Source organism: Streptomyces sp. NPDC014676 (assembly GCF_043084105.1).
In the GTDB taxonomy this organism is placed as follows: domain Bacteria; phylum Actinomycetota; class Actinomycetes; order Streptomycetales; family Streptomycetaceae; genus Streptomyces.
Genome location: NZ_JBIBZI010000008.1, coordinates 97016 through 115731, shown reverse-complemented (window position 1 = coordinate 115731; position 18716 = coordinate 97016). Strand labels below are relative to the sequence as shown.

The window sequence follows — 18716 nt, the reverse complement described above, 5'->3', positions numbered from 1 at the left end:
CCTCAGGAGGAGCAGCCCGATGACCGACACCACGCTCGACCTCGGACCGCAGACCCGGATCGTGGCCCGCCTCGCCGAGAGCGTCACCGACGAGCAGCTGGCGGACGGGACCCCCTGTCCGCGGTACGCGGTACGGAACATGCTGGGCCACCTCCTCGGGCTGGCCGTCGCCTTCCGGGACGCGGGCCGCAAGGAGCTGGGTGCCACCACCGACACCAGCCCGGAGGCCGCCCTGCCGGACATCGGGCCCGGCTGGCGCGAGGAGCTGCCCAAGGTGCTCGACGAACTCGCCGGGGTCTGGCGGGACCCGGCGTCCTGGACCGGCATGACCCGCGCGGGCGGTGTCGACCTGCCGGGCGCGGTCGCCGGTGCCGTCGTCACCGACGAACTGGTGATCCACGGCTGGGACCTGGCCCGCGCGACCGGCCAGGTCTACGCGCCCGACCCCGCCCCGCTGCGGGCGTCGTACGACTTCCTCCTGGCCGCCGCCGCGGACTCCGACAGGGGCGACGGCATCTTCGGCCCCGTCGTCGCCGTCCCGCCCGACGCCCCGCTCCTGGACCGGACGATCGGGCTGAGCGGCCGGGACCCGGGCTGGACGCGGCCGGCGTAAAGCACGCGCGAGGGCCGGGGAGCGCCTCGTCCTCTCCCCGCGTGACTCCCACCCGCACCGTCCTCGGCACCGCCTCCCCGCACCCCGGCCCGGACCGCCCCGGCTCCGGGTACCTCCCGCGCGGCGGGGCGCCGAGGTGTGGGCCGATGCCGGGTCCGGGACGTTCGCCGAGTTGCGGCGGCACACGGCCCCGACCCGGCTGAGCGCCGCATGGATCTCCCACCCGCACACCGACCGTGCGACACGCTCACCGGAATCGCCCGCGCCGTCGGCCTCTTCCTCTGCGAGGCGGGCATCGACGAGCATCGCGAAAGCGAACAGTTTCACCTGACGCCCGAGGATGCCGGCGACACCGCCCGGCGGGCGGCCGTGCGCGCACTCCTCGTCACCCGCGTCGGCCCCCCACTCACCCCCCGAGGCCGCGACCGTCCGGACCGCCTCCGCCTTCGGCGGGCCCACCGCCACCGCCCGGAAGGGCCGCACGTACACCGTGTGAGGCAACGGAAACTTTCTGTGTCAGAAGCATTGACGAAACTCTGGGCCACTCCTACGGTCATCGGCGTCGTACTTCGTACGTCATATATGAGACGCGATACGCGAGATCCGATACGCGAGATCCGACGCGACATCCGAGAGGCGCGCATGACCTCTGTGCCCACGCCGATCCCCTCCCGCACGCAGTACGTGCTGGAGGAGATCAAACGCCGCATCCTCACCGGCCGGTTCACACCGGGCCAGGCCCTGGTCGAGACCGACCTCGCCGCACAGTTCGGGGTGTCCAAGACCCCGGTGCGCGAGGCGCTCAAGACCCTGGCCGGCACCGGTCTGGTCGTGATGAGCCAGTACAAGGGCGTCACGGTGCGCATGGTCGACGCGGACATGGCGCGCGAGGTCTACGACGTGCGGCTGCTCCTGGAACCCGAGGCACTCAGGCGCGCCGTGCGCCGCGGCGCCTCCCTGGACGCCGCACGCGACGCGCTGACCCGCGCCGACGAGGCCGGTGACACGGCCGAACGGTCGCTCGCCAACCGCGCGTTCCACCGCGCCCTCTACGTGCCCTGCGGCAACCCGCTGCTCGGCCGGATGCTCGACGAGGTCCGCGACCAGGCCGCCCTCGTCTCGGCCGTCGCCTGGGCCGCCGACCCCTCCTGGGAACGGGAGGCGAGCGAGCACCGCGAGATCCTGCGGCTCGCGCTCGACGGGGACGCGGACGGCGCGGCGCGCGCACTGCACTCGCACATCGCGTCGTTCGTGCGACGAGCCTTCCCCGAGGTCGAAGCGGACTTCGAGGCGGCCCCGGAAGCCCAGAAAGAGGACGGTCAGGCATGACAACGACGTTCGAGACCCAGCGGGCGGCCCTGGCCGGCGTGGTGGCGATCCCGGTGACCCCGTTCGCCGAGGACGGCTCCGTCGACCCGGACACCTACCGGGCCCTGCTGCGTCGTCTCCTCGACGGTGGCATCACGACCCTCACCCCCAACGGCAACACCGGCGAGTTCTACGCCCTGACCCCCGACGAGCGCCGGCTGGTCACCGAGCTGACCGTCGAGGAGGCCGGCGACCGCTCGGTGATCCTGGTCGGGGTGGGCCACGACGTGCCCACCGCCGTCGCCTCCGCGCGGCACGCCCGGGAACTCGGCGCGCGGATGGTGATGGTGCACCAGCCCGTCCACCCCTACGTCTCGCAGAGCGGCTGGGTCGACTACCACCGCGCGATCGCCGAGGCCGTGCCCGAGCTCGGCGTCGTCCCCTACCTCCGCAACGCCCAGCTCACCGGCGCCCGGCTCGCCGAACTCGCCGACGCCTGCCCCAACGTGATCGGCGTGAAGTACGCCGTGCCGGACGCGGCGAAGTTCGCCGCCTTCGCCCGCGACGCGGGCCTGGAGCGGTTCGTGTGGGTGGCGGGGCTGGCCGAGCCGTACGCCCCCTCCTACTTCTCGGCCGGCGCCACCGGCTTCACCTCGGGCCTGGTCAACGTCGCCCCGTCCGTCTCGCTGAACATGCTCGAGGCGCTGCGCTCCGGCGACTACCCGACCGCCATGAAGGTGTGGGAGCAGATCCGCCGCTTCGAGGAGCTGCGCGCCGCCAACGGTTCCGCCAACAACGTCACCGTCGTCAAGGAGGCCCTCGCCTCCCTCGGCCTGTGCCGCCGCGAGGTCCGCCCGCCGAGCAGGCCGCTGCCGGAGAGCGAGCGCGCCGAGGTCGCCGCCATCGCCGCGGGGTGGTCGATATGAGCGCCAGGAAGTCCCCCGAGCAGCTCCGCAGCCACCAGTGGTACGGCACCGACGGCCTGCGCTCCTTCAGTCACCGCGCCCGCACCCGCCAGCTCGGCTACCTGCCCGAGGAGCACCTGGGCAAGCCCGTCATCGCGATCCTCAACACCTGGTCCGACATCAACCCCTGCCACGTCCACCTGCGCGACCGCGCGCAGGCCGTCAAGCGGGGGGTGTGGCAGGCGGGCGGCTTCCCCCTCGAGTTCCCGGTCTCCACCCTCAGCGAGACCTTCCAGAAGCCGACCCCCATGCTCTACCGCAACCTCCTCGCCATGGAGACCGAGGAGCTGCTGCGGTCGTACCCGGTCGACGGGGCCGTGCTGATGGGCGGCTGCGACAAGTCCACGCCCGCCCTGCTGATGGGCGCCGCCAGCGCCGACCTGCCCACCGTGTTCGTGCCGGCCGGGCCCATGCTGCCCGGGCACTGGCGCAACGAGGTCCTCGGTTCCGGTACCGACATGTGGAAGTACTGGGACGACAAGCGCGCCGGTGTCATCGGCGACTGCGAGATGCAGGAGCTGGAGAGCGGCCTGGCCCGCTCGCCCGGCCACTGCATGACCATGGGTACGGCGTCCACGCTGACCGCCGCCGCCGAGGCCCTCGGCGTCACGGTCCCGGGCGCGTCCAGCATCCCGGCCGTCGACTCCGGGCACGACCGGATGGCCGCGAAGGCGGGCCTGACCATCGTCGACCTGGTCCACAAGGACCGGAAGCTGAGCGACATCCTCACCGCGGAGGCGTTCGAGGACGCGGTCACGACCGTCCTCGGACTCGGCGGCTCCACCAACGCCGTCATCCACCTGATCGCCATGGCAGGACGCGCGGGCGTCAGGCTCACCCTCGACGACTTCGACCGCATCGCCCGCACCGTCCCGGTGCTGGCCAACGTGCGGCCCGGCGGACAGACGTACCTGATGGAGGACTTCCACTTCGCGGGCGGACTGCCCGGGTTCCTCTCCCGGATCCCGGACCTGCTCCACCTGGACCGTCCCACCGTCTGTCACGACACCCTGCGCGAGCAGATCGCCGGCGCGCGGGTGCACGACGACGACGTCATCCGGCCCCGCGACAACCCGGTCGCGGACGAGGGCGGGGTCGCCGTACTGCGCGGCAACCTCTGCCCGGACGGTGCCGTCATCAAGCACATCGCCGCCGAACCGCACCTGCTGAAGCACACCGGCACCGCCGTCGTCTTCGACGACTACCGGCAGATGCAGCGGACCATCAACGACCCGGCGCTGAACATCACCGCCGACAGCGTGCTGGTCCTGCGCAACGCCGGCCCCAAGGGCGGCCCGGGCATGCCCGAGTACGGGATGCTGCCCCTGCCCGACCACCTGCTCAAGCAGGGCGTGCGGGACATGGTGCGGATCTCCGACGCCCGGATGAGCGGGACGAGTTACGGCACGTGCGTCCTGCATGTCGCCCCCGAGTCGTACGTCGGCGGACCGCTCGCCCTGGTGCGCACCGGGGACTCGATCACCCTCGACGTCGAGAAGCGCGTCCTCCAGCTCGACGTCGACGACGAGGAGCTTCAGCGCCGCCGGGAGCGGTGGACGCCGCCGCCCGTGCGCTACGAACGCGGCTACGGCGCGCTCTACAACGAGCAGATCACGCAGGCCGACACCGGCTGCGACTTCGAGTTCCTCGCCCGCCCGGGCACGGTCCAGGACCCGTACGCCGGCTGACCGGCCGCGGGTCCAGGCCCCCGCACACCTACGAAGAAAGCGCTTCCCCCGCACACGCGCCACACCGTACGACGTACCGAGAAACGGAGAACAGTCATGGCCCATGCCGCAGCCGTGGCGAAACCGCCCAGGCCACCCCGGCGGCGCCGTGCCTCCGCCACGCCCCGCAGGCTCCCGTACCTGCTGATCGCGCCGGCCGCCCTGCTCATGCTGGGTTTCATCGCCTACCCGGTCATCAGCGTCTTCTACTACAGCCTGCAGAACTACAACCCCACCAAGCCCTGGCGGAACGGCTACGCGGGCTTCGACAACTTCACCCGCATCTTCACCGATGACCCGCTGTTCTGGGACACCCTCGTCTTCAGCGCCAAGTGGGTCTTCGTCGAGGTCGGACTGCAACTGCTGTTCGGCCTGGCCCTCGCCCTCATCGTCAACCAGACCTTCGTCGGCCGCGCCCTGGGCCGCGCCATGGTCTTCTCGCCGTGGGCCGTCTCCGGCGTGCTGACCTCCGCGATCTGGGTGCTGCTCTACAACTCCCAGACGGGCATCACCCGTTACCTCGCGGACATGGGCATCGGCGACTACGGCGTGAGCTGGCTGTCGGACACCTCCACCGTCTTCCCGGCGGTGGTCGTCGCCGACCTGTGGCGCGGTGTCCCCTTCTTCGCGATCCTCATCCTCGCCGACCTCCAGTCCGTCTCGAAGGACCTCTACGAGGCCGCCGAGGTCGACGGGGCCAGCCGCGTCAAGCAGTTCTGGCACATCACGCTGCCGCACCTGAAGGACGCCATCATCCTGTCCACGCTGCTGCGCGCGGTGTGGGAGTTCAACAACGTCGACCTGCTCTACACGCTGACCGGCGGCGGACCCGCGGGCGAGACCACGACACTGCCGCTGTACATCGCCAACACCTCGGTGGACGCCCACAACTTCGGCTACGCGTCGGCCCTGACCACGGTCGCGTTCCTCATCCTGCTCTTCTGCTCGATGGTCTACCTGCGGCTGAGCAAGTTCGGAGGCGAGAAGTGATCACCAAGGAGGCCACCGTGGCCGCCCCCGCCCCCGCGCGCACCGCCCCCGAGCCGCCGCGGCCGAACAAGAGGCGCCGGGCCTGGGACGAGGCCCCCCGCTGGCAGATATACCTGCCGCTGGGCATCTACCTCGTCTTCACCCTCATCCCCTTCTACTGGATCCTGCTCTTCGCGCTCCGCCCGGCCGGCTCCACCTCGCTGGTGCCCTGGCCGATGACCTTCGTCCACTTCGAGAAGGTCTGGACGGACCGCAGCTTCGGCACCTTCTTCTACAACAGCGTGCTGGTCGGCGTCGCCACCCTGATCATGACGACGCTGGTCGCCCTGGCCGGCGGCTACGCCCTCGCCCGGTTCGACTTCAGGATCAAGCGGGGCTTCATGCTCGCCCTTCTGTGCTCCCAGTTCGTGCCCGGCGCGCTGCTCCTCGTCCCGCTGTTCGAGATCTTCGCCGAACTGCAGATGATCAACTCGCTCGGCAGCGTCATCATCGCCGAGACCGTCTTCCAGCTCCCCCTGTCGATCATCCTGATCAGCAACTTCATCAAGAACGTGCCGTACTCCCTGGAGGAGGCCGCCTGGGTCGACGGCTGCAACCGGTTCAAGGCCTTCCGGGTGGTCGTCCTGCCGCTGCTGCGGCCCGGTCTGATCGCCGTCGGCTCCTTCGCCTTCGTCCACTCCTGGAACCACTTCCTGTTCGCCCTGATGTTCCTCAACAACCAGGAGAAGCAGACCATCCCGGTCGGCCTCAACACCCTGATGAGCGCGGACAGCGTCGACCTCGGCGCGCTCGCCGCGGGCGGCATCATCGCGGCCGTCCCCGTCGTGATCGTCTTCGCCTTCATCCAGAAGTGGCTGATCACCGGGTTCAGCGCGGGGGCGGTAAAGGGATGACCACACCTCGGACCGCCCCCCGGACCGCGCCCGGCACCCCGCTGCCCGTCGTCCTCGCCGGCGCCCGCGGCCACGGCCGCTGGCACGTGGCGAACATCCGCCGCCTCGAGGCGGAGGGGCTTCTGCGGCTCGCCGGGATCTGCGAGCTCACCCCGCTCACCGAGGACGAGTTCGGCGGTGGACTCCCCGAGCAGTCAGCCGACTTCGGCGCGCTGCTGGAGTCCACCGGTGCCCGGATCGCGGTGATCTGCACCCCGATCCCGACCCACACCGGCCTCGCCCTCACGGCGGCCGAGCGGGGCGTGCACATCCTGCTGGAGAAGCCGCCGGCGCCGTCGTACGCCGAGTACCGCCGGATGGCCGACGGGGTCGCCGCGGCCAAGGTGGCCTGCCAGATCGGCTTCCAGTCGCTGGGCTCGCACGCCGTGCCCGCGATCCGCGACCTGGTCGACGGGGGCGCCGTCGGCCGGGTGACGGGGATCGGCGGAGCCGGTGCCTGGGTGCGGCCCGAGGAGTACTTCCGGCGGGCGCCCTGGGCGGGTCGGCGCCGGCTGAACGGCGTCGACGTCGTCGACGGCGCGCTCACCAACCCGCTCGCCCACGCCGTCGCCACCGCCCTCGCGCTCGCCGGCAGCACCCGCGCCGAGGACGTCGCCGGCATCGAGACCGAGCTGCTGCGCGCCAACGACATCGAGTCCGACGACACCTCCTGCGTACGGATCACCACCACGCGGGGCGGCTCGGTCACCGTCGCCGCGACCCTGTGCGCCGAGCGGGCCGACGAGCCGTACGTCCTGGTGCACGGCACCACCGGCCGGATCACCTTCTGGTACAAGCAGGACCGCGTCCTGCTCCAGCGCGCCGACCACGGCCCCGAGGAGACGCGGTTCGACCGGACCGACCTGCTGGAGAACCTCGTCGCCCACCTCACCGACGGCACCCCCCTGCTGGTCACCCCGGACGAGACCGGCGCCTTCATGCAGGTCGTCGAGGCGATCCGCAAGGCCCCCGACCCGGCCCCGCTGCCCGACGGAGCCTGGCACCGCGTCCCCGGCGAGAACCGGCGGGTCGTGCCCGGCGTCGACGGTCTCGTCGCGGCCGCCGCCGACACCCTGTCCCTCTACTCCGAGCTGGGCGCCCCCTGGGCCCCGCCCGCCCACCACCTGCCGAAAGAGGTGAGCACCCGATGACCGGCAACGACTCCGTGGTGCTGCGCGTCGCGGGCCGGCCCGTCGGCCGGTACGTCACCCGGCCCGAACTGCCGGCCCGGCTCTCCCCGCGGCCGTACCTGCACCCCGTCACCACCCTGGCCGGCACGGCGGTCACCGAACTGAGCCCCGCCGACCACACCCACCACCTCGGCGTCGGTGTCGCCGTTCCCGACGTCGAGGGGTTCAACTTCTGGGGCGGACGCACCTACGTCCGCGACCGGGGGCCGACCGAGCTCGACAACCACGGCTCCCAGCGGCACACCGCCTACCAGCTGCGCGATCCCGACGGGTTCGTCGAGGAGCTGCGCTGGATGGCCGCGCCGGGCGAGCTGCTGCGCGAGCGCCGCACGGTCGCCGCCACCGAACTCACCGGTGCCGCCTGGGCACTGGACTTCACCTTCTCCCTCACCAACGTCACAAGCGCCCCGCTCTCCGTCGGCAGCCCCGCCACCAACGGCCGCCCCGGAGCCGCGTACGGCGGCTTCTTCTGGCGGGCCCGCAAGGAGGAGACGGCACCGGACGTCTTCACCGCCTCCGCCGAGGGGGAGGGCGAGGCGCACGGCCGGCCGGCCGACTGGATCGCGCTCGCCGGATCCACCTGGACGCTCGTCTTCGCGGGGGCCACCGAACAGACCCGGCGGGACCCCTGGTTCGTGCGCACCGCCGAGTACCCGGGCGTCGGGTCCTCCCTCGCCCACACCGACCGGCTGCCGCTGCCGCCCGGCGAGACCGTGGTCCGCCGGATCGTCACCGTCGTCGCCGACGGCCGCCTCGACCGCGGCGCGGCCGCCGCCCTGGTCCGCAAGGCGGTGAGCCCGTGACCGCCGAGCGGACCGACCTCACCTACCGCAATCCGGTCCTGAACGCCGACTGGTCCGACCCGGACGTGATCCGAGTCGGCGACGACTTCTACCTGACCGCCTCCAGCTTCGGCCGCGCCCCCGGACTGCCCCTGCTGCACTCCCGCGACCTGGTCAACTGGACCCTCGTCGGCCACGCCCTCGAACGCCTGGAACCCGAAGCGGAGTTCACGACACCCCGGCACGACTGCGGGGTCTGGGCCCCCTCCCTGCGTCACCACGACGGCCGGTTCTGGATCTTCTGGGGCGACCCCGACCAGGGCGTCTTCCAGGTCAACGCCCCCGAGATCCGCGGCCCCTGGACCCGGCCGCTGCTGGTGAAGGCCGGCAAGGGCCTGATCGACCCGTGCCCCCTGTGGGACGACGAGACCGGCGAGGCCTACCTCGTGCACGCCTGGGCCAAGTCCCGCTCCGGCGTCAAGAACCGCCTCACCGGCCACCGGATGCACCCCCACGGCACCGAACTCCTCGACGAGGGCAAGGTGATCGTCGACGGCGACCGCATCCCCGGCTGGTTCACCCTGGAAGGGCCCAAGCTCTACCGGCACGACGGCTGGTTCTGGATCCTCGCACCCGCCGGGGGAGTGGAGACCGGCTGGCAGGGCGCCTTCCGCTCCCGGGCGTTCTTCGGCCCGTACGAGGAGAAGGTCGTCCTCGAACAGAAGGACACCGACGTCAACGGCCCCCACCAGGGCGGCTGGGTGCGCACCCCGTCCGGCGAGGACTGGTTCCTGCACTTCCAGCAGCGCGGCCCGTACGGCCGTGTCGTGCACCTCCAGCCGATGAGCTGGAGTCCGGAAGGCTGGCCGGTGCTCGGGGACGACGGCGCCCCCGTCGCCGGACACCGCCGCCCGGACCTGCCGCCGCAGCCGCCCGCCGCGCCGGCCACCGACGACGACTTCCCCGGCGGACGGTTCGGCCGCCAGTGGACGTGGACCGCCAACCCGAAGGAGGGCTGGGCCACCCAGCACTCCGCCGACGGGCTGCGGCTGACCTGTGTCCGCTCCGCCGACGCGCACGACCTGCGCAGACTGCCCCACGTCCTGACCCAGCGGCTGCCCGGCGACCCGTGCACCGTCGAGGTGGAGCTACGGCTGGACGGCGAGGAACCCGGGGCACGCGCCGGGCTCGCGGTCCTCGGGGACGCCTACCGCTGGATCGGGCTCCAGCGTGGCGCGGACGGCACGGTGCACGTGGTGCACCGGTTCGCCGAGACGGTCGCCGACCAGGAACGCGACGCCGACCACCCGAGGCCCGCTCCCGGCGGCCGGGCCCGCCTCCGGGTCGAGATCGGCGCCGGGGCGCGCTGCCGCTTCTCCTGCGACACCGGGGACGGCTTCCGCCCCTCCGGCCAGGTCTTCGCCGCCACCCCCTGGCGCTGGGTCGGAGCCCTGCTCGGCCTGGTCGCCGTGGCACCCACCGGCCAGGGACACGCCGGTACCGCCACCTTCACGCGGTTCCGGATCAGCACCCCGGCGTACGGCTGAACACCGCCGTACGCCCCGACCGTCCCCCCACACCTTCACAGTCCGTTGGATCCAGAAGAAGAGAGCCGACCAATGAAGATCAGCATTCTCGGAGACAGCACCGGCAGGCGCCGGACCTCCACCGCCGTCGCCCTGGGGGCCGTGCTCGCCCTGACCGCCACCGCCTGCGGCGACGACGGCAGCGGCGGCGGGGGCGGGGCCGAGGGCGACGGCAAGGGCAAGATCGTCTTCTGGGACAACAACGGCGGTGTCCGCACCGAGATCTGGAAGGAGATCATCGCCGACTTCGAGAAGGCGAACCCGGACATCGACGTCCAGTACGTCGGTATCGCCTCCACCGAGTACCAGTCCAAGGTCGACACCGCCATCCAGGGCGGCGGCCTGCCGGACGTCGGCGGCATCAGCGCCTCGATGCTCGCGGGCTTCGCCGCCCAGGGCGCGCTCGACACGCTGGACTTCCGGCTGGCCAAGTCGCCGCTGAACGGCAAGCTCAACAAGGACATGATCGAGTCGCTGCGGGCCGCCGGCGGCGGTGACGACAAGCTGTACTCGATCCCGACCTCGGCGAACAACGGCGTGCTGTACTACCGAACCGACCTGTTCGAGAAGGCGGGGCTGGAGGAGCCGGCCACCTGGGACCGGTTCTACGAGGCCGCCGAGAAGCTGACGGACAAGGGCAGGAACGAGTTCGGCTACACCATCCGCGGCGGCGCCGGCTCCATCGCCCAGGCCCTGGACGCGATGTACGGGCAGTCCGGCATCACCTCGTTCTGGGACGCCTCCGGCAAGAAGACCACGGTCAACGACCCGAAGAACGTCGAGGCCCTGGAGAAGTACGCGGGCCTGTTCAAGAAGGTCACCCCCGCGGCCGACCTGAACAACGACTTCACCAAGATGGTCGCGCAGTGGGACTCCGGCACGATCGGCATGCTGAACCACAACCTCGGTTCGTACCAGGACCACGTCAAGGCGCTCACCGCCGAGAAGTTCCGGGGCATCCCGCAGCCGACCGGGCCCGGCGGCAAGCGGGTCCAGGTCTCCAACCCGGTCGACGGCGTCGGCATGTTCAAGACCTCCAAGAACAAGGAGGCCGCCTGGAAGTTCATCGAGTTCGCCACGTCGGCGCAGTCCAACTCGAAGTTCAACGAGTCGGCCGGTCAGGTGCCGGCGCACACGGACGCGGCCAAGGACGAGTGGATCAGCAAGGCGGAGCCCACGAAGCTGGCTGCCGAGGCGCTGAACGACGGTTCCACCACCATTGTCCAGCTGCCGTACTACCTGCCGGACTGGAACACGATCTCCAAGGCCGACAACGAGCCGAACTTCCAGAAGGTCCTGCTCGGGGACATGAGCGCGAAGGACTTCCTGGACACGATGGCCGAGCAGCTCGACGAGGCGCAGGCCGAGTGGCAGGAGCAGCGGGGCTGACGCCAGGTCCTTCTCGCCGTGGGGCGGCCCGGTCCGCTTCGGGCCGCGGGCCGTCCCCGGCCGGCCGCGGCCCGAAGCGAACCGGGCCGCGTACCAGGTGAGTTCGTCCGTTCCCAGCCGAAAGGGTCACCGGCGTGTCACTCAGCCGCAGACAGGTCACTTCCGCCGCCGTCGCTTCCGTTCCCCTGGCGTTCGCCGCGACCGGCACCGCTCATGCCGGCGGACGCCGTCACCGCACCCTCTACATCGCCGGTGACTCCACCGCCGCCCAGAAGTACGCCGACGCCGCGCCCGAGACCGGGTGGGGGATGGCGCTGCCGTTCCTGCTGCACCGGCATCTCACGGTCGCCAACCACGCCGTGAACGGGCGGAGTTCCAAGAGCTTCGCCGACGAGGGGCGGCTCGAGGTGATCCTTTCCTCGATCCGGCCCGGTGACCTCCTCCTCGTCCAGTTCGCGCACAACGACGAGAAGTCCGCCGATCCCACCCGTTACACCGAGCCCTGGTCGACGTACCAGGAGTACCTGCGGAGGTACGTCGAGGGGGCGCGGGCCCGCGGGGCGCGGCCCGTGCTGGCCACCGCCGTGGAGCGGCGGCGGTTCGACGCGGACGGGCGTGCCGTGCCGAGCCACGGGGAGTACCCGGCGGCGATGCGGGCGCTGGCCGCCGAGGAACGGGTCGCGCTGCTCGACGTCCAGGCCCTGTCGCTGGCGCTGTGGCAGGAGCTCGGGGCCGAGGAGACCAAGAGGTACTTCAACTGGACGGCGGCCGAACAGGACAACACGCACTTCAACCCGCCGGGCGCGATCGCCGTGGCACGGCTGGTCGCCCGGGAGCTGCTGCGCACCCGGGTGCTCGCGCCGCGTGACGTGCGCCGGCTGGACGCGGAGATCCCCCAGGAGTGGATCACCTGGCCGGAGGCCGTCGCGTAACACCCCCTGGACCATGAAGAAGGAGAGCCGCACCATGAGCACATCTGGATGGCATGGGCATGCCATGTCGAGAGCCGCGTCGCTGGCCGGCTGCACCGCCCTCGTGCTGGCCCTGACCGGCACCGGCGCCCAGGCCCACTCCCCGTCGCACCACCACCGTGACCCCGCCCGGCAGACGCTGGGCGCGGGCGACGGCTGGGCCTCCCACGGCACCGGCACCACCGGAGGCGCCGACGCCGACCGCGAGCACGTCCACACCGTGCGCACCTGGGCCGAGTTCAAGGCGGCCCTGGCGGACGGCGGGGACGCCCCGAGGATCATCAAGGTGAAGGGGACCATCGACGCGGTCTCCGAGGGCTGCGAGGCGTTCGCCGCGCCCGGCTACGACTTCGACGCCTACCTGGAGGCGTACGCGCCGGAGACCTGGGGCCTGGAGCAGGACCTGAGCGCCGAGCCCGACGACAGCCCGGAGGGACTGCGCAGGGCCTCCGCCGCCGCCCAGGACACGGCGATCAAGGTGAACGTCCCCTCCGACACCACGATCATCGGGGTCGGCCGGAACGCCGGCATCAAGGGCGCCAGCCTCCAGATCAAGGACGTGGACAACGTCATCGTCCGCAACCTCACCCTCGAGAGCCCGGTCGACTGCTTCCCCCAGTGGGACCCGACCGACGGCGACCGGGGCAACTGGAACTCCGAGTACGACACCGCCGTCGTCCACGGCTCCACCCACGTCTGGCTGGACCACAACACCTTCACCGACGGCGAGCACCCCGACAGCGAGGCCCCGGTCCACTTCGGGATGCTGTACCAGCAGCACGACGGCGAGCTGGACATCGTCAAGGGCGCGAACCACGTCACCGCCTCCTGGAACGTCTTCACCGAGCACGACAAGACGATCCTCATCGGCAACAGCGACAGCGAGTCCACCGCCGTCGGCGACCGGGGCAAGCTGAAGGCGACCTTCCACCACAACCTGTTCTCGGGCCTGGTCGAGCGCGCGCCCCGTGTCCGCTTCGGCCAGGTCGACGTCTACAACAACCACTTCGTGGCCACCGAGGGCTACTCCTACAGCTTCGGCATCGGCAAGGAGTCCCAGCTCGTCGCCGAGCACAACGCGTTCACCCTGGCGAAGGGCATCAGCCCGGCGAAGATCCTCAAGCGGTGGAACGACTCGCCGGTCACCGCCGCGCACAACCGGGTCAACGGCGAGCGGGTCGACCTGATCGCCGTGCACAACGCGGAGATCCCGGCCGAGACCCTCCGGTCCGGCGCCGGCTGGACGCCCACCCTGCGCACCGCCGTCCACCCGGCCCGCGCCGTCCCGTTCCTGGTCGGGCACGGCGCGGGCGCCGGCCGCATCCGCTGACACCTCCCTCCCGACGACCGGGCCGGTGCGGCCCGCCCCCACTGCGGCCCGCACCGGCCCGGTCCCGTCCCCCAAGGAGCACCCGCATGACCTCACCCCTGTCCAGAAGGAACGTCCTGCTCGCCGGCGCCACGGCCTCCGCCGCGCTCACCCTCTCCGCCGCCCCGGCCCACGCGGGCCACCGGCCCCGCCGCCCGTTCGGCCGGTACGGCTCACCGTCCGCCCGCCTCACCCCCGGCACCCTGTACGTCCACCCGCGCGGCGCCGGTGACCTCACCTCCGTCCAGGCCGCCGTCACCGCCGCCACCGGCACCGGACGCACCCTCGTCATCGCCCCGGGCACCTACCGCGAGACGGTCTCCGTCGACGCCGACCGCACCGGCATGACCTGGCTCGGCGCCTCCGAGGACCCCCGCGACGTGGTGATCGTCCACGACAACGCGGCCGGCACCCCCAAGCCCGACGGCTCCGGCACCCACGGCACCTCCGGCTCGGCCACCACCACCGTGCGCCCCGACGGCTTCACCGCCCGCTGGATCACCTTCGCCAACGACTGGCTGCGCACCGACCTCCCCGGCACCAGCGGCACCCAGGCCGTCGCCCTCAAGGTGCAGGGCGACCGCAGCGCCTTCACCCACTGCCGGTTCCTCGGCCACCAGGACACCCTGTACGCCGACACCCTCTCCCTCGACACCTTCGCCCGCCAGTACTTCTCGCACTGTTACGCCGAGGGCGACGTCGACTTCGTCTTCGGCCGGGCCACCGCCGTCTTCGAGCACTGCCACTTCCGCACCCTGGTCCGCCCCGACCTCACGGCCCCGCCGTACGGCTTCGTCTTCGCGCCCTCCACCGCCGGCGCCAACCCGCGCGGCTACCTGGTCACCCGGAGCAGGATCAGCAGCGAGGCCCCCGACGGCTACTACAAGCTGGCCCGCCCCTGGGTGCCCAGCTCCGACCCCACCGCCCGCCCCATGCTCACCGTGCGCGAGACCCACCTCGGCGCGGGCATCGACGCCGTCGCGCCCTACGCCACCATGCGGGACGCGTACCCCTGGCAGGACCAGCGGTTCGCCGAGTACCGCAACACCGGCCCCGGCGCGGTGATCACCGTGCCCGGGAACCGGCCCCGGCTCACCCGCGCGGAGGCCGCCTCGCACACCCGGGAGGCGTACCTCGGCGACTGGCGGCCTTATGCCCGCCACCGGTGACCTGCCCGGCTTCCACACGGCGCTCAAGGACGAGCTGACCTTCCCGCTCGCCTGGGGCGCCTCACCGGTCCGGGACTTCGACGCGTGGCGGCACACGGCCCGCGCGGTGGTCGAGGAGCACCTCCTCGTCGACCGGCAGGACGGGACGCCGTACGCCCCGGAGTTCACCGCCCGCTCGGACGGCGACGGGTACACGCGGGAGCTGGTCACTCTCTCCCTCACCCGCTACGAACGGGTCCGCGGCGCCCTGCTCACCCCGCGGGGCGCCGGCCCGTTCCCGGCGGTCCTGCTGTTGCACGACCACGGGTCCCGGTTCGACATCGGCAAGGAGAAGGGCGTCCGGCCCTGGTACGACGACATCCGCCTCGCCTCCGCCGAGGAGTGGGCCGGCCGGTACTTCGGCGGGCGCTTCGTCGGGGACGAACTGGCCCGGCGGGGGTACGTGGTGTTCTGCGCGGACGCCCTCGGCTGGGGCGACCGCGAGCCGCTCGCCTACGAGCGGCAGCAGGCGCTGGCGAGCACCCTCCACCACCTCGGTTCCTCCCTCGCCGGACTGCACGCCCGCGAGGACCAGCGGGCCGCGGCCTTCCTGGCCGGCCTGGACCGGGTGGACGCCCGCCGGGTCGCCGCCGTCGGCTTCTCCATGGGCGGCTACCGCGCCTGGCAGGCCGCCGCGCTCAGCGACGACATCGCGGCCGCGGTCAGCGTGTGCTGGATGACGGGACTCAAGGAGATGATGGTGCCCGGCAACAACACCCTGCGCGGGCAGTCCGCGTTCCACATGCTCCACCCGGGGCTCGCCCGGCACCTCGACATCCCCGACGTGGCGAGCGTCGCCGCGCCGAAGCCGATGCTGTTCTTCCACGGCGGGCTCGACACCCTGTTCCCCGCCGACGGGGTGCGCGTCGCGTACGACAAGCTGCGGGCCGTCTGGCGTTCGCGCGGTGCCGGGGAGCGGCTGCGGCTGAAGACGTGGCCGGGGCGCGGCCACGTCTTCGACGCCGCGATGCAGGACGAGGCCTACGCCTGGCTGGAGTCGGTCACCGCCGCCGCACCGGCCTGACCGACTCCGGGGCCGGCGCCACCGGCTCGACCGTGCCGTCGCGTTCCGCGAGCGCGGGCGCCGGCGTGTTCCCGCCGGCCCGGGACATGTCCGGCCCCGGACGAACGACGGACGCCCCGCCGGAGGTGAGCCGGCGGGGCGTCCTGGTGGCCGTCCGGATGGGGGTCCGGACCGCCGGGGCACCGGCCGTCCGAGGGGGGCTCGGACGGTACCGGTCACCGGGCCGCCGGACGTCGGGACGGCGGCCCGGGGTCATGGGCCCGGAGGGATCACTTGTAGGTGATGTCCGAGGAGGAGAACTTGCAGTACTTCCCGTCGGCGCCGGAGCCGAGGTCCTTCGGCTCCTTGCCCGTGTTGTTGCCCTGGTAACGGGTGCACGTCTTGATCTTCTTCTTGCTGTCGCCCTGGATGCGGATCTGCGACAGCGTGGCGGTGTCACCGTAGTTGGTGTTGATGCCGACGAGCGACTTGCCCGGCGCGACGACGTCGATGTCCTTCAGCACGATCGTGCGCTTGTACTGCGTCTTGCAGTTGCCGCAGGAGCGCACCAGCTTGCCGAAGTCCTCGACCCGGAAGCCGCTCACGGTCAGCGTGCCCGCGCCGTTGAACTGCAGCACCTTGTCGTCGGCCTTCTTCGCGCCGCCGCCGATCACCTTGTACTGGGCCGACGAGGACTTCCCCTTGAAGCTGGCGGCGTCCTCGCCGACGTCCAGCCACCACACGTTCTGCAGGGTGCAACTGCCCTTGCAGTGCACGCCGTCGGCGGCCGGGGTGCCGATGATCACGTTCTTCAGCGTGGCGCCGTCGGCCAGTTCGAAGACCGGGTCCTGGCCCTCGTCCTGGCCGTCGCCGCCGAGGGCGCCGGCGCCGTAGAACTTCTTCATGCCGCCGTCGTACGTCCCGGAGACCGGGATGGTCTTCGACACCGGCTTGCTTCCGGTGTCGGAGGGCCAGGCCGAGGCGGCGCCCGCGGTGGACAGCATCGTCGTGGTGACGATCGCCGCCCCCGTGATGCCGAGCGCGGAGACTCCGGCGATCACGGCCCGCCGCCTGGTGGTCCGGCGGCGGTGGGAGACGGGCCGTTCGGGTCGTGCAGTCATGCGCGATGTCCTTGCATGGAGAGGGTCTTTGCGTCTTCTGGTCGCCGCCGCTCCGGAAAGGGTTGCCGCCTCGGACGATCTTTTTTACGAGCCCTCGTCGTCCGCCGCGTCCTTGTCGTCCTGCGCCGCGAAATCGCCACCGACCGCGCGCTGTTCGGAGCCGGTGCCGGCCCGTGCCGTGTAGGTGTCCTCCCCGGCGTCCCGGCCGCCGCGTTCGTGGTCGTACTGCCCGGCGAAGACCCACTCGCCGGGCTCGACGGTGCGGCCGTCCTTGAGCGTCCAGACGTAGACGAGGAAGCCGTCCCGCTCGTCCACCGAGAGCGCGAAGTCGTCCTCGGGCAGCGAGCGCCAGGCGCCCGTGGAGGTCACCCCGCCGGTCTGCGCGATCCGCAGTTCCACGGTGAGCGAGGTCAGGCGCTCGGTGGTCTTCAGGGTGACGTTGCTCTGCGCCCAGAACTCGTTGCTGTGCGGGTCCACCGAGCCGTCCGACCACAGCGGCCCGTCCTCGACCCCGGCCGGAGGCTTCTCGGGGCCGCCGGACGAACTCGGCGTCGCCGCGGGCGGGGTGGCCGTGTTCCGGGGCTGCTCCGAGGTGTCCGGCGCGGGGTCCGCCGACGGCCCGGGCGGCCGGCTCGTCGCCTCCGGGGACGGCGTGGGCGTCGGCGAGACGGCCACCTGCCGCTGCGGCGGTGCCTCCTCACCCCCCACCGAGGACGCGACCGCGTAGCCGCCCACCGCCAGCACCCCGGCCACCGCGGCCGTCGCGCCCGCCACCCGGAACCAGCCGGACACCGGCCGGCGCGCGGCCCGGTGCTCGGGGCGGGCCGGTCCGGCCATGCCCTGCTCCACCCGGGCCAGCATCCGCTCCCGGTCGGGCTCGTGCGCCCCGGCCGCCTCGTGCAGCCGGGCGCGCAGCTCCTCGTGCACGTCCCGCCGCATCGTCATCGGTTCCTTCCCGTGGCCCCGCCAGGACGTTTCCGCACGCTCCCGGCCGTCTTCCCGCCCGCGGCGGCCGCCACCGCCGCGTGCACCTGGCGCGGTACCTCCCGCGTGCCCAGCAGCCGCTGCAGTTCGGCCATCCCCTTCGAGGTCTGGCTCTTCACCGTACCCACCGAGATGCCCAGCGCCAGCGCGGTGTCCTTCTCCGACAGGTCGAAGGCGTGCCGCAGCACCACACACGCCCGCTTGCGGAACGGCAGCCGGCGCAGCGCCTCCTGCACGTCCACCACCCCCGGCACGTCGGGGTTCTCGGTCCGTTCCTCGCGCGGCGACCAGAACAGCGCGATCCGCCGCCGTTCGCGCACCGCGCTGCGGATCCGGGTCCGGGCCAGATTGGCCACCACACCCCGGGCGTACGCCGCCGGATGGTCGGCGGCGCGCACCCGGTCCCAGCGGTGCCACAGCGCCAGCAGCGCGTCCGCCGCCAGATCGTCGGCGGTGTCCGCCTCACCCGTCAGCAGATGGGCCAGCCGGGACAGTTCGGCGTAGTGGCGTTCGAAGAACGCGTGGAACTCCACGGAGGCGGCGTCGTCGACGACGGTGCCCACGGGCGCCCTCCCCTC

General features: G+C 72.2%; 17 protein-coding genes. 14 read left to right on the top strand and 3 right to left on the bottom strand.

Features of this window, described 5'->3' with window-relative positions; all coding sequences use genetic code 11:
* Nucleotides 1-19: 19 nt before the first annotated feature.
* The 14 genes from ACF1DX_RS23040 (at nucleotide 20) to ACF1DX_RS22975 (ending at nucleotide 16054) form a co-directional block, all read left to right on the top strand.
* The gene (locus tag ACF1DX_RS23040; RefSeq protein ID WP_391793008.1) at nucleotides 20-613 is read left to right on the top strand and encodes a TIGR03086 family metal-binding protein; all 594 of its coding nucleotides are present in this window, start codon (nucleotides 20-22) and stop codon (nucleotides 611-613) included.
* A 642-nt stretch (nucleotides 614-1255) separates the two neighbouring features.
* A complete protein-coding gene (locus ACF1DX_RS23035) occupies nucleotides 1256-1942 on the top strand; it encodes a GntR family transcriptional regulator (RefSeq protein WP_391793007.1) in 687 nt (228 codons plus the stop codon).
* Nucleotides 1939-2847, top strand: a complete 909-nt coding sequence (locus ACF1DX_RS23030; RefSeq protein ID WP_391793006.1) for a dihydrodipicolinate synthase family protein — start codon at nucleotides 1939-1941, stop codon at nucleotides 2845-2847. Before ACF1DX_RS23035 ends, ACF1DX_RS23030 begins: the two co-directional genes overlap by 4 nt.
* Entirely contained in the window at nucleotides 2844-4574 is a 1731-nt protein-coding gene (gene araD, locus ACF1DX_RS23025) for an L-arabinonate dehydratase (protein WP_391793005.1), read from the top strand. The genes ACF1DX_RS23030 and araD overlap by 4 nt, the downstream gene beginning before the upstream one ends.
* Before the next feature lie 96 nt (nucleotides 4575-4670).
* Nucleotides 4671-5603, top strand: coding sequence for a carbohydrate ABC transporter permease (locus tag ACF1DX_RS23020; protein ID WP_391793004.1), 933 nt, complete (start codon nucleotides 4671-4673; stop codon nucleotides 5601-5603).
* Nucleotides 5600-6496, top strand: a complete 897-nt coding sequence (locus tag ACF1DX_RS23015; protein ID WP_391793003.1) for a carbohydrate ABC transporter permease — start codon at nucleotides 5600-5602, stop codon at nucleotides 6494-6496. Before ACF1DX_RS23020 ends, ACF1DX_RS23015 begins: the two co-directional genes overlap by 4 nt.
* Nucleotides 6493-7686 carry a Gfo/Idh/MocA family protein gene (locus tag ACF1DX_RS23010; RefSeq protein ID WP_391793002.1) on the top strand — a complete coding sequence of 398 codons (1194 nt, stop codon included), beginning with the start codon at nucleotides 6493-6495 and terminating at the stop codon, nucleotides 7684-7686. The genes ACF1DX_RS23015 and ACF1DX_RS23010 overlap by 4 nt, the downstream gene beginning before the upstream one ends.
* A complete protein-coding gene (locus ACF1DX_RS23005; protein WP_391793001.1) occupies nucleotides 7683-8528 on the top strand; it encodes a PmoA family protein in 846 nt (281 codons plus the stop codon). Before ACF1DX_RS23010 ends, ACF1DX_RS23005 begins: the two co-directional genes overlap by 4 nt.
* The gene (locus ACF1DX_RS23000; protein WP_391793000.1) at nucleotides 8525-10054 is read left to right on the top strand and encodes a family 43 glycosylhydrolase; all 1530 of its coding nucleotides are present in this window, start codon (nucleotides 8525-8527) and stop codon (nucleotides 10052-10054) included. Before ACF1DX_RS23005 ends, ACF1DX_RS23000 begins: the two co-directional genes overlap by 4 nt.
* Nucleotides 10055-10126: 72 nt before the next feature.
* Nucleotides 10127-11482: an ABC transporter substrate-binding protein gene (locus ACF1DX_RS22995; protein ID WP_391792999.1), complete on the top strand. Its 1356-nt coding sequence runs from the start codon at nucleotides 10127-10129 to the stop codon at nucleotides 11480-11482.
* A gap of 134 nt (nucleotides 11483-11616) precedes the next feature.
* Entirely contained in the window at nucleotides 11617-12414 is a 798-nt protein-coding gene (locus ACF1DX_RS22990) for a rhamnogalacturonan acetylesterase (protein ID WP_391792998.1), read from the top strand.
* 34 nt (nucleotides 12415-12448) lie between these two features.
* Complete coding sequence (locus ACF1DX_RS22985) at nucleotides 12449-13783, top strand: polysaccharide lyase family 1 protein (RefSeq protein WP_391792997.1); 1335 nt, start codon at nucleotides 12449-12451, stop codon at nucleotides 13781-13783.
* Nucleotides 13784-13869: 86 nt separating this feature from the next.
* On the top strand, nucleotides 13870-14991 hold the full coding sequence (locus ACF1DX_RS22980; RefSeq protein ID WP_391792996.1) for a pectinesterase family protein: 1122 nt from the start codon (nucleotides 13870-13872) through the stop codon (nucleotides 14989-14991).
* A complete protein-coding gene (locus ACF1DX_RS22975; RefSeq protein WP_391792995.1) occupies nucleotides 14975-16054 on the top strand; it encodes a dienelactone hydrolase family protein in 1080 nt (359 codons plus the stop codon). The genes ACF1DX_RS22980 and ACF1DX_RS22975 overlap by 17 nt, the downstream gene beginning before the upstream one ends.
* A gap of 269 nt (nucleotides 16055-16323) precedes the next feature.
* Here the strand turns inward: ACF1DX_RS22975 and ACF1DX_RS22970 are convergent, their stop codons facing one another.
* From ACF1DX_RS22970 to ACF1DX_RS22960, 3 genes are all read right to left on the bottom strand, one after another.
* Nucleotides 16324-17154 (bottom strand): pectate lyase, encoded by an 831-nt coding sequence (locus ACF1DX_RS22970; RefSeq protein ID WP_391792994.1) that lies wholly within the window; start codon nucleotides 17152-17154, stop codon nucleotides 16324-16326.
* Nucleotides 17155-17238: 84 nt separating this feature from the next.
* Complete coding sequence (locus ACF1DX_RS22965; RefSeq protein WP_391792993.1) at nucleotides 17239-18099, bottom strand: hypothetical protein; 861 nt, start codon at nucleotides 18097-18099, stop codon at nucleotides 17239-17241.
* Entirely contained in the window at nucleotides 18096-18701 is a 606-nt protein-coding gene (locus ACF1DX_RS22960) for a SigE family RNA polymerase sigma factor (protein WP_391792992.1), read from the bottom strand. The genes ACF1DX_RS22965 and ACF1DX_RS22960 overlap by 4 nt, the downstream gene beginning before the upstream one ends.
* Nucleotides 18702-18716 lie beyond the last annotated feature (15 nt).